The organism is Christiangramia sediminis (genome assembly GCF_020552705.1).
Lineage (GTDB): Bacteria > Bacteroidota > Bacteroidia > Flavobacteriales > Flavobacteriaceae > Christiangramia > Christiangramia sediminis.
Window position 1 is genome coordinate 612,691 of the sequence record NZ_JAJBZG010000001.1, and the last position, 12,098, is coordinate 624,788.

At 37.7% G+C, this 12,098-nt stretch carries 8 protein-coding genes; 4 read left to right on the plus strand and 4 right to left on the minus strand.

The genetic code is table 11. The features are described from left to right. Positions 1-26: 26 nt before the first annotated feature. Positions 27-1,154 (minus strand): N-acetylmuramoyl-L-alanine amidase family protein, encoded by a 1,128-nt coding sequence (locus tag LGQ90_RS02950; protein WP_229337957.1) that lies wholly within the window; start codon positions 1,152-1,154, stop codon positions 27-29. A 136-nt stretch (positions 1,155-1,290) separates the two neighbouring features. On the opposite strand from LGQ90_RS02950, the gene LGQ90_RS02955 reads away from it, so the two are divergent. Both LGQ90_RS02955 and LGQ90_RS02960 read left to right on the plus strand, forming a co-directional pair. Then, positions 1,291-3,984, plus strand: a complete 2,694-nt coding sequence (locus LGQ90_RS02955; protein ID WP_229337958.1) for a putative LPS assembly protein LptD — start codon at positions 1,291-1,293, stop codon at positions 3,982-3,984. Positions 3,985-4,005: 21 nt separating this feature from the next. Then, positions 4,006-4,389, plus strand: a complete 384-nt coding sequence (locus LGQ90_RS02960) for a RidA family protein (protein ID WP_229337960.1) — start codon at positions 4,006-4,008, stop codon at positions 4,387-4,389. Here the strand turns inward: LGQ90_RS02960 and LGQ90_RS02965 are convergent, their stop codons facing one another. The 3 genes from LGQ90_RS02965 to LGQ90_RS02975 form a co-directional block, all read right to left on the minus strand. After that, positions 4,390-4,758 carry a methylglyoxal synthase gene (locus tag LGQ90_RS02965; protein WP_229337962.1) on the minus strand — a complete coding sequence of 123 codons (369 nt, stop codon included), beginning with the start codon at positions 4,756-4,758 and terminating at the stop codon, positions 4,390-4,392. A gap of 1 nt (position 4,759) precedes the next feature. After that, positions 4,760-5,746 (minus strand): 6-phosphofructokinase, encoded by a 987-nt coding sequence (gene pfkA, locus LGQ90_RS02970; protein WP_229337964.1) that lies wholly within the window; start codon positions 5,744-5,746, stop codon positions 4,760-4,762. Between the two features lie 116 nt (positions 5,747-5,862). Then, positions 5,863-10,257 (minus strand): translocation/assembly module TamB domain-containing protein, encoded by a 4,395-nt coding sequence (locus tag LGQ90_RS02975; protein WP_479875912.1) that lies wholly within the window; start codon positions 10,255-10,257, stop codon positions 5,863-5,865. A 106-nt stretch (positions 10,258-10,363) separates the two neighbouring features. On the opposite strand from LGQ90_RS02975, the gene tsaD reads away from it, so the two are divergent. Next, the gene (gene tsaD, locus LGQ90_RS02980) at positions 10,364-11,386 is read left to right on the plus strand and encodes a tRNA (adenosine(37)-N6)-threonylcarbamoyltransferase complex transferase subunit TsaD (RefSeq protein WP_229337968.1); all 1,023 of its coding nucleotides are present in this window, start codon (positions 10,364-10,366) and stop codon (positions 11,384-11,386) included. A 1-nt stretch (position 11,387) separates the two neighbouring features. Continuing rightward, positions 11,388-12,098: a 16S rRNA (uracil(1498)-N(3))-methyltransferase gene (locus LGQ90_RS02985; protein WP_229337970.1), complete on the plus strand. Its 711-nt coding sequence runs from the start codon at positions 11,388-11,390 to the stop codon at positions 12,096-12,098.

Sequence of the window (12,098 nt, forward strand, 5' to 3'; positions counted from 1 at the left end):
TTAGAAATAAAAATAGAAAAGCCGTTCTATTTAAGCTTAGATTTTAACGCGTCATTAACCGTTATTTTTTGCTCATCCTTAAAAGCAACGATGTAACTGCCACTGTATCCTTTCTTTATAGCATCCTGATGCAATTGCTGCACTTTTAAATAATCTGAGGTTTCACCGTAATAATACTTATATAGTTTTCCTTCCTTGGTTCTATCTATATCACTCAATCCTTTAAAGTTATAAGGCTTGGGATCTATCTTCTTAGAACCTGCAGCCAGCTGAACCCTAAATACCACATCTTCATAAATTTGTTGCGAAGCGGGCTGGGCAATGACCTCTTTTTGACCTGCAGGATGACTTTTAGCAATAGTCTCTAAAAGATTAAGGTTGATAGTATGACTATAATTTATAATTGCAGCAGTAATAGCCCGGGCCATATCTTCCTGTCCCCTCCTGCTATTTAAATAAGGACCTTCCTGATTATTAGTTAAGAAACCTGTTTCCACTAAAACACTGGGCATATAAGTTTGATGCAATACAATTAAGCCCATTTGTTTTACACCACGATTCTTTCTTTTAAGATCGTTGGTAAATTCTTTCTGAACCATATCTGCTAGCAAAATACTTTGATCCAGGTATTCTTCCTGCATGATAGTTAAACCGATAAAAGATTCCGGGGAATTTGGATCGTATCCTTCATAAGTAACCTCATAATTTTCCTCCAGATAGATCACAGAGTTCTCTTTTTTGGCGACTTCGAAATTTGTTTCATTCCTGTTAAGTCCTAAAACAAAGGTTTCGGTTCCTGAAGCCTGAGAGTTATGAGAATTACAATGTACAGAAACAAAAAGATCTGCATTTGCTTCATTGGCAATCCTTCCTCTTTCAAATAATTCAACAAAAACATCAGTTTTACGGGTATACACCACTTTTACTCCCTCATATTTTTCCAGGGCCTGCCCTATTTTCAGGATTATATTAAGGGCAATATCCTTTTCCTTAAAGCCATTCCCCATGTTTCCAGGGTCTTTACCTCCATGACCAGCATCTAATACCACTACAAATTCTTCCTTATTCGGTGGAATTTCTGCAGAAAAAGCCGAATTAGATAGACTGAATAAGATAATTGTGAATACGAAAAGTTTAAGTAAGTTCGTTCTCATAAAAAGCTAACGCTTATGTGGGGTGAATATTTTAATTAATATTTTTGCTGCACTCTCAAAACTCAGCTAAAAAAATATACGTAATTTTGAATTTGCAAAAAGCAAGCCAATCTGTACAAAAATAGCACTTAAAGCATTGCAAACAAATATCCCTAATAGTCTTTTTTGCTTAGTTTTCACGCTGTTCTTTTCCCTTGTTTTATACCCGCAGGAAGTTGAAACTTCTTCTATACCTGTTCAAGCGGAAAAGGATTCAATAGCTCCTATAATTGATTCACAGGAGATATCACAACAACTGCAACAACAGGATTCCGTTAAAACCGATACCGTAAAAAAACCTCAGTTTTTAACCGATATCGTGAACTATACGGCAAAAGATTACATGAGGTTGAGTCCTCAGGAAAATAAGATGTATCTATATAATGAAGCAAGAATTGTATATGGAGACATGACTATTGAAGCCGGTCTTATTATTATAGATAATTCAAAAAATGAGGTCTATGCTTACGGGATACAGGATTCTACAGACACCTATTCCCAAACCCCAATTTTTACCCAGGCCCAGAGAAAAGTAGAACCAGACTCAATAAGATTCAATTTTGATACCCAGCGAGCCCTGGTCTATAATTCCCGAACTCAGGAAGCTGAATTCAATGTTAAAGGCATGGTAACCAAGCGGGAAAATGACTCGGTGTATTTTATGAAAAATGTACGTTTCACAACTTCTGAAGATGTTGATGATCCCGATTACTATTTCTATGCCAGGAAGATAAAATTTGTTCCGGACAAGAAGATCGTTGCCGGTCTTGTAAATATGTATATTGCTGATGTTCCTACGCCATTGGGTCTTCCTTTTGGGTATTTTCCTCTTACAGATGAAGAGACTTCTGGTTTCATCATTCCATCTTTTGGAGATAGTCAGTATGGATATAACCTTCAAAATGGGGGGTATTATTTCGCCATTAGTGATTATGTAGACCTATTGACCTTAGGAAGTTATTTTACCAACGGGTCTTATACCTTTGAATTTTCTTCTAATTACGCTAAGAGATACAGGTACCGGGGTAATGCCAGGGTGAGGTATGAGAAATTATTTAACAGTCAGCGAGGTTTTCCTGATTTTAGTGAGCGCTCCAGTTATAACATTCAATGGTCTCACAGCCAGGACGCCAAAGCCAATCCAACTTCAAGGTTTTCAGCATCTGTAAACCTTGGTAGCAGCGAGTATTACGCAGAATCCATTAATCAGTCCAATACCGGAAACTATTTAAATAATACCTTGAGTTCTTCTGTATCTTACAGCAAAACCTTTGCTGGTGAACCTCAGATAAATCTAAGTTTAGCGGCACGACACTCTCAAAATACCAGAACTGGTATCGTGAACCTTAGCCTGCCTACCCTTCAATTGAGTATGTCCAGGATATATCCCTTTGCCCCGAATGGAGGTGCTAAAAAAGGGATCATTCAGAATATAAATTTTCAGTACACTCTTAGAGGAGAAAACCAGATGAACACGGTAGATTCTCTATTCTTTAAACCTGAAATGTTTAGAGACGCAAGATTGGGTGCTCAACACTCCATACCTTTAGCTACAAACTTCAAACTTTTTAAATTTTTAAGTGTTAGCACAGGGACTAGTTATGAAGAAACCTGGGTTTCAAAAACTTTCGAAAGAAGTTATGATCCGGTGTTAAATCAAGAAGTTATAGACACCATCAGTGGGTTTGATTCTTATAGAACCTATAATTTCAATGCGAGTATTGGTACTACGGTTTATGGTTTAAAAAACTTCGGGAAGGACAAAAAGATACAGGCGATAAGGCATGTGATGCGACCTTCTGTTAGTTATAATATCAATCCCGCTTTTGATCAATTTTACGATACATATGAAAGGGATGATCTTAGCACAGCAAACCAAATTGAACTTGTAGATTATTCCAGGTTCGACGGCACCTTGTATGGGGCTCCCGGCAGAAACTTCTCAAGTTCTATAGGTTTTAGTTTAAGCAATACTTTTGAAGCAAAGGTTAGGGATAAAGACAGCACGGCTACAGAACCAAAAAAGATCACCCTTTTAAATAACTTTAGTCTTAGCACAAGTTATAACCTGGCTGGAGATTCTTTAAAATTATCGCCAATATCATTAAGAGGTTCCATACCTATAGTAAAGAACAAATTGGATATAAATTTTGGGGGTAGCCTTGATCCTTATGCATTGGACAATAATAATCGAAGGATTGACAGGCTAAATATTGAAAATGGCGGTAGCCTTTTTAGATTAACCAGTGGAACGGTAAATTTTGGATATTCTTTTTCAAATAAAGATTTTGAAGGTGGAGATGAAGAAGAAACCGATGAATTGGAAAATGAAACCTTTAGAAACGGAGGTAGACCCGATGATCTTTTTGGTAAGGGAATGGGGCCTGATGGCGAATTATTTGAAGAAGATCCTTTTGAGGGAAAAGAAGATGAAAATGAAAGCTCGTGGTATAACTACAAGATCCCCTGGGATGTTCGCCTTGCTTATTCCATGAATTATACCAACAGAACGAGACAGAGTGAAATTTCAGCCCACTCCATAATGTTCAACGGAAATGTTGAACTGGCACCAAAATGGCAGGTTGGGATTAGCTCTGGATATGATCTTGTGAATAATGGAGTCACCCCTACCCAACTTAGATTCCAAAGAGATCTTGACAGCTGGCTTATGAGTTTTAGCTGGGTTCCTTTTGGGAATAGAAGGTCATGGAATTTCCTTATCAGAATTAAGTCCAGCGTTCTAAGTGACATTAAATATGATAAGAGAAGAGCTCCTGACAGACGATTGTAATTACTAAATATATCTTTCAATATGAAGAAAATTGTAAAAACAGACAAAGCTCCTGCTCCAATTGGCCCATACAACCAGGCGATCTTCGCAGGAAATACATTATATATTTCCGGACAGATTGCGCTTGATCCGGTCACTGGAGATTTGAAAACTGAGGATCTGGAGAACGAAACCCTTCAGGTTCTGGAAAATCTGAAAGCGATCCTTACGGAAGCAGGACTGGGCTTAGAGAATGTTGTAAAAACCTCCATTTTCATCAGTGATATGAATAATTTCGGAAAGATAAACGAAGTATATTCACGCTATTTCGATTCTGAAAATGCTCCTGCAAGAGAAACGGTGGAAGTGGCTAACCTTCCTAAATTTGTAAATGTAGAGATCAGTGCTATTGCGGTGAAATTCTAGTTATTCCAGGCCTTTGATTAATAATCTGGCAGTTGCGGGATTTGTTGCCAATGGCACATTGTGAACATCACATAAACGCATAAGCATAAAGATATCCGGTTCATGTGGATGTTTATCCAGGGGGTCTCTAAAGAAAATAACCATATCTACTAAACCCTCGGCAATTCTTGCGGCTATTTGAGCATCTCCACCTAAAGGTCCGGAAAGTAGTTTCTCTACTTTATATCCGGCGGCTTCCGTTTTGGCTCCAGTGGTTCCGGTAGCAATGATCTTAAGTTGTTTAGAATCGAGGATATTACGATTCTCATTAAGAAACTGAACCATTTCTGGCTTTTTTCCATCATGAGCAATAATCGCTATTGTCTGCATATTAGGTAGATAAGATTTCTGATATTCTTAAAAGATCTTTATTTATATTGTGCTTTCCTTTAAGCGCCTGGTCCAGGCTACAGGATTCCATTTCGTTATTCATCATTCCGACCATCAGATCTTTTTGGCCGTCCAATAATAATTCCACCGCTTTTACTGAAAGTCTGCTGGCCAGTACACGATCAAAGCAACTGGGTCTTCCCCCTCTTTGAATATGCCCCAAAACAGTTACCCGGGCATCATAATACGGTAGGTTCTGTTTCACGTATTCAGCGAGTTCAAAAACGTTCTTACCAATCTTGTCACCTTCAGAAACTACTACAATGCTGGAAGTCTTCCCAGCCCTTCTACTTCTTTCGAGGGAATCCAATAATCTTTCCAGACCCAGATCTTCCTCCGGAATAAGGATCTCTTCAGCACCAGCACCAATTCCACTATTCAAGGCTATAAAACCAGCATCACGCCCCATTACTTCCACAAAGAATAACCTGTTATGAGAACTTGCGGTATCACGAATTTTATCAATAGCTTCCACCACCGTATTTAGCGCGGTATCATATCCAATAGTATAATGGGTTCCATATATATCATTATCTATGGTGCCGGGAACTCCAATCACGGGAATACCGTGTTCCTGACTAAAAACCTGACCGCCACGAAAAGTACCGTCACCACCTATAAGTATCATCGCATCAACTTCAGCATCTTTTAAATTTTTTGCAGCCTTAGCTCTACCCTCTTTAGTAAGAAATTCTTTGGAACGGGCAGACTGTAGAATAGTACCTCCCTGGTTCACTATATTACGAACACTCCTCGCATTCATACTTATGTATTCACCATTGATCATTCCCTGAAAACCCCTATAAAAGCCTACACAATCTGTATGATAATAGGCACAGGTTCTTACCACCGCCCTTATGGCAGCATTCATTCCAGGTGAATCTCCTCCTGAGGTCATCACCCCAATACGTCTTACTTTTTTGCTCATAGAAATCTAATTGAAACTTAAATCTACAAACTAAATTTCAAGAATTCAGTATACAGACTTAATTCCTCCAAAATTAAAGGGATGAAAGTGAAAGGAGATTAAATAAATATTAAAATTTAATTATCGCTGGAAGGGAAATTAATATACTCGGGCGCCATTGATTTTGCAGATTTTTTTCTTTCTTCACTAGCTTCAGATTCAGCCTCTGCAATCTCTGTATTGGCTATTTTTCTAATGAGTTCCTTAAAAGTATCAAAATCAACTTTATATGAAAGTCCCACCCCTTGAGTAAAGCCTATTTCTTCACCTATAAACTGAATATTGTTCTCTCTATTGAAAACTTTTGCTCTCAGCGTCCCGTCTTCGTTCAATAAAAATTCAATTTCTAGGTCTCCAATAATAACAGATTCTGTTACTCCCCCAATTGGTACTCCTACCTGGCCATTAATGATCACCCTGTCTGAAATCTGGGTGGAAAGGGTGAGTCCAAATCTGTCCACCGTTTGTTGATCTGGTGTACGGTCTCCCTGCACATAATTTACACCCACCTGAAATTTACCGTCGTCATCAGCAAAAATATCATTCACAATACTGGAAGCTCTTTCTGCAAGTGTACCATAAATAGCCGCGCCGCGTAAACCAAATTCGCTATAGAAAGTTCCCTGTGTTACCAGGAATAAAGCCTGTAATTCGGTGGTTGCCCGGTCATTTATTCTATACTGTAATTCAGACTTTACCGTTGAACTTGCACTTGGAAATTCAATTTCAAAACCAATATCCGGCTGTTCTATTTCCCCCTGGAGATTAATTACGACTTCCACCGGAATTTTACGATTTACAGATGGATTTTCCAGTAATACCGCTGGATTGGCGTTTAAAGAATAAACCGCGCTTACATCCAGTTGCGCATCTGTAGGATCACCATCCCAGTTTATGCTCCCCCCAGATTCAACTGTAAATACTTTTTGTACAAGACCAGCATATTTAAAATTATAAACACCTTCGTAGACAATAAAATCGCCCCACATATTAAACTTACCGTTGGTGTTAATTTCCAGTAAAAGGTTCCCCGAACCGCGTCCCCTTAATGTACTTCCACTGGTCTTATCAACCACCACTTCTACTTCAGCATCATTAGTGATATCAAGATCAAAGATCATCTCTATACCCTTAACCTCTGGCAATTCTAATTCTTCCCCGGCTAATTTTGCGGCTTTCTCTTCAGGACTTAAAAATCTTATAAATGAATTATCACCTACAGATTCGGTATCGCTCAAGGGAATTTTGAAAACCGTCCCTCTTTCAGTAGCCGCATTTACATCAATTATAAGCTCATCTGTGGGTCCTTTTATAGTAGCTTCCCCGTCGATAAAAGCAGTACCGTAATAAAGGGCGTCTTCATCTGCTTCTGTATCCAGCACCAGTAATCTATCTGAATTAAGCGAAAGATCAAGAAACCATTCAGAAAAATTGCGATGAGAAATTATACCGCCTAAAACTCCCCTGGTATTGAATTTTGTATCTACAATATCAATATTGTCAAACACGAATTGTTGCTTGGTAAGATTAACCCTGGCCTCTTGCTGAAAATCTAAATCTACATTTAAATATGGAATCCTGAGGCCGGCATTATTTAGTCTCAAACTTCCAGAAAAATCGGGATTCTTATAGTTTCCTGTCACAAATGCCCGGCCCGAAGCGAAACCTCTAATATCCGTGAGAACATCTGCTCCTAATGCAGTAAATATGGACATGTTCAACCTATTAAGATTCACTTCCAGGTCTATGGCTGGTTCATTACCACTTACATTAATATCTCCTATGGCAGAAAGTGATTCTATATCTTTTTTCTGAAGAACTGCGTAAACTGAATAGTCTGTAAGATCTGTATTTCCCTGCACCTCCATCTGAAGGTTTCCCATAAAGGTATCGTTTACTTCCAGCGAATCTATCTTGAGGTTGGTTGTTGGATAATAAGCACCATCTTGCTGCAGTAGATCAAGATCTCCATTTAAAGTACCGGCCAGATCAAGACTGTCAATTTCAGGAGTGATTTTACCGATATCTACGTTTATAAATTTCATTTTGAAATTTTTATAGGTAGAATCATGCATTTCACCACTCAGTCTTATTTCTTCATTTTCATGACTCATTACCAGGGAATCAATCTGAAGATCCCTGAAACTGTTATCAAATACTATTTTATTACTTCTGTTATTTTCTTCATTAAGATACCAGACATTTTCCTTGAACTTAAAATCTGATTGCTGAATTCCTACCACAGATTTATTGTTCTCATTAATGGTATGGAAAAGATTCAGATTAAATACATCGTTATTTTTATTACCACCCTTAAATTCTGAACGTATAAAAAGGGTGTCACGCTGGGTTACATTAATAAAACTGAATTCAGAGAAATTATAGAAATCTGTGGCTACACTATCGGCTTCAAAGAAGGTATTATATATTGGGTTTGTGTTATCTACCTGAAGGTTGATCTCCTCCACCATATTATTAAAAATATCAATTCGTGGAGATTTAAATGTCAGTCGGAATTCAGATTCATCAGACTCTACTCTACCCCGTATAAATGTATTAGGGGCCAGTTCAATTTCCGGATAAAAAACTTCAACGATCTGGTTATAGATGTCAAAATCAAATTCCATATACTGATTGGTAGTAATGGTCTTTGGTTTATAATTGGTGTAAATACTACCAATGGAATTTTCTACCAGAGCCCCAACTTCTTCCAGTTTAAAAATACCGGTAACTTCACCATTTATAACATCCGGAGAATTGATGGTAATAGTACGAACCTGTCCTTCAAAACTTGAAGAAACGCTAAGATCATCAAAATAGTAAAGGTCATTTTGATTTTTATAGGAAGTATTAAGAAGCAAAATATTACCAAAGGCGTTATCGATATTGGTTCCCTTCATATTCATGATCACATCACCTTTGAAAACAGAAATGCTATCACGATTCACAAAATTCAGGGCATTAAGGTCAGCATACTCTACTGAAGCTTCAAAATCATATACATTGATATCTTTTGAAACATCCACCAGCCCGTTAAATTCCATTTCCAGATTAGGATCATCTGAAACAAAATAACCGTTAAAAAGAGGATTTCGAAGATTCCCAATCACTCTAATATCTGAATACGTGTAATTATTGTAAGTGATCCTGGAAATAGCACCTTTAAGTTGCGTATTAAGATTTTCCCGGTCAAATCCTCCCCCGTCAAAATCAAGGTTAAAACTGGTCTTTCCTAATTGCTTATTATCGATCAATTTACCAATATTGAAGTTCTTAAAGATCAGTTTACCTTTATAGGTCGAAGCAGAAGAACTATTAAAATCACGTAGAACAAAATCGGCATTGGCAGATCCTAACTGACTATTTAAAAACACATCAGCATCAAGAAAAGAATTCGTAACAAAAGTGTTTCCTTTCATATTGACACTTCCAAACTCCCTTAGGGATTCAGGCAATTTTCCCAATAACGCACCCGGTAGAAAATTGACCATATCGTAATAATTGGTAACAAAATCTGAATAACTACCTCTAAAGCTAAAATCATCCGGATTTTTGGAAAATGAACCCTTTACCTCAAATTCACCATATATTTCAGTTCTATCCATTCCCTGAAGTCGGAAATCATCTAAACGAAAATCATTAAGGGTACCGGTAAGTTTGGTTTGAAATTTTAAAAGCTGGTCATCTCCAAAACCATCATAAAAAGCTTGGAGATCATTACTGGCGAGAATACTTTCTCTAAAATCTGCCTCTACCTGAACAAGATTCTCAAAATCTGAAAAATCTGAAAGTTCATACCTAAAGTAAAGATCTGCGTCCACAAGCGAGCCAGGAGTTTGAAGTTTCATATCCACCAGGTTCATCTGAGTAGGATCATAATGAAATTGAGTAGATAGATTATCTATTTCAATTCCGCGATGTTCGTAACCTTTTAAACTACCTATACTAATATCTATATTTGCACCATCTATCTGTAGTTCATTGGCATAAATGCTAAGACTATCTACCACAAGAACATCCTGTTTATCCAGGTTCTGGTCTGTATAACTAAATTTACTGTTTAAAATTTGAACATTTTCAGCATTCAATTCAAAATGAGTGGAATCCCCGGTGGGCTCTTTTCTCAACTTCTCTATTAGAACTCCCAGATTATCTTTATCCTCATTCTTATAACGCCTCATTCGCATATTCAGTCCTTCAATGCGCGTATCCCCCAAATTAGGAGAATTGTTAATAAGATTAGTGAAACTTAATATGGAAGAACGGATCTCCTGCGCAGTTAACAAAGTATCGGCATGATGATCTTCTACATAGATCTCATTGAGCTTTATATTCCCAAAATAACCCAGGGAAACCCTGCCAATTGACATATTTACATCGTTCTTTTCGCGAAGAGAATCAGTAAGTCTTTTAGCTACAGATGTCTGAACTGCAGGAATAGAAAATACTATCAATAAAATTATGAATAACAAAACGAGGGCAACCAGCGTTTTAGTTAGTATTTTCCAGAATTTTTTGATACGTTATTATGTTTTAACTTTGCGTCTAATTTACAACTTCTATGCCCAATAATTTTTAATGCCAAATCAAAAAATCAACATTCTCGCTATTGAGTCCTCCTGTGATGATACAGCTGCTGCTGTTCTTTGCAACGGAAAAATCCTGGCAAATATTGTTGCCACTCAGGAAGTGCATCAACAATATGGAGGAGTAGTTCCAGAACTCGCTTCCAGAGCGCATCAACAGAACATTGTTCCGGTGATCCATCAGGCACTGGCGAAGGCAAATATCGATAAAAAAGATGTTTCTGCAATTGCTTTTACCAGAGGTCCGGGATTGATGGGCTCGCTGCTGGTTGGAACTTCATTTGCCAAGTCACTTTCTATGGGATTAAATATTCCTCTTATCGAAGTAAACCACATGCAGGCGCACATTCTCGCTCACTTTATTGAAGAGGAAGATTTTGAAAAACCTGAATTTCCATTTCTGGCGATGACCATTAGTGGTGGTCACACCCAGATCGTTCTGGTTTCAGATTATTTTAAAATGGAAGTAATTGGCGAAACCATAGATGATGCCGTGGGAGAAGCCTTTGATAAAAGTGCTAAAATATTGGGATTACCTTATCCCGGCGGACCATTAATTGACAAATATGCCCAGGAAGGAGACCCAAAAGCCTTTAAATTTCCCAAACCTAAGGTAGATGGATTAAATTTCAGCTTTAGCGGGTTCAAGACGGCGGTACTTTATTTTGTTCAAAGGGAGACAAAAAACGATCCTGAATTTGTTGAGAAAAACCTGAAGGATATCTGCGCCAGCATTCAATATACTATTATCGGAATCCTTATGGATAAACTTAAAAAGGCGGTCAAAGAAACGGGGATTAATCAGGTGGCGATTGCAGGAGGAGTTTCTGCCAATAGCGGCATTAGAAAAGCTTTAAAGGATGCTGAAAAAAAATGGGGATGGAAATGTTATGTTCCCAAGTTTGAATATACCACAGATAATGCCGCCATGATTGGAATTGCCGGTTATCACAAATTCCTGAAAAAGGATTTTGCCGATTTTTCTGTAACTGCACAATCCAGATATAAATTTTAATATGCAGCTATTCTATAATCCTGAAATTTCAGAAAATGATAAGCAGATCATTTTTCAAAGAGACGAAAGCAAGCATATTGTAAAAGTTCTTAGAAAAAAGGAAGGAGATATTTTAAATATCACCAACGGGAATGGTCTGTTAATAAGTGCCGAAATTATTAAAGCCGATATTAAACAATGCCTGGCAAAGGTTATTTCAGCTGAAAAACAACCTCCACCGCCCTATTATGTACATATGATCGTCGCGCCCACCAAAATGAACGACAGGTATGAATGGTTCCTGGAAAAAGCAATGGAAATTGGGATCCATGAAATTACTCCCATCATTTGTGAGCATAGTGAAAGAAAAGTGGTGAAATTAAATAGATTTGAACGTGTTCTCCAAAGTGCCATGAAACAGTCATTGCATTATAGAATGCCTAAGCTTAACGAACCCATTAATTTCTCAGATTTTATTTCTAAAGAAACTGAAGGCTCAAATTTTATAGCCCACTGTGAAGAGGAGACAGAAAAAGTATATCTTCAGAATAAAATAGAAACCGGAGAACAGGTAAATATTTTAATTGGGCCGGAAGGTGATTTTAGTACCAAAGAAATAGAAATGGCACTGAATAAAGGCTGGGAAGCGGTAAGTTTAGGCGATAGCCGCCTAAGAACCGAAACAGCTGCAATCGTAGCCTGCCATACGGTAGCTCTAAAGAATCAGAAATAG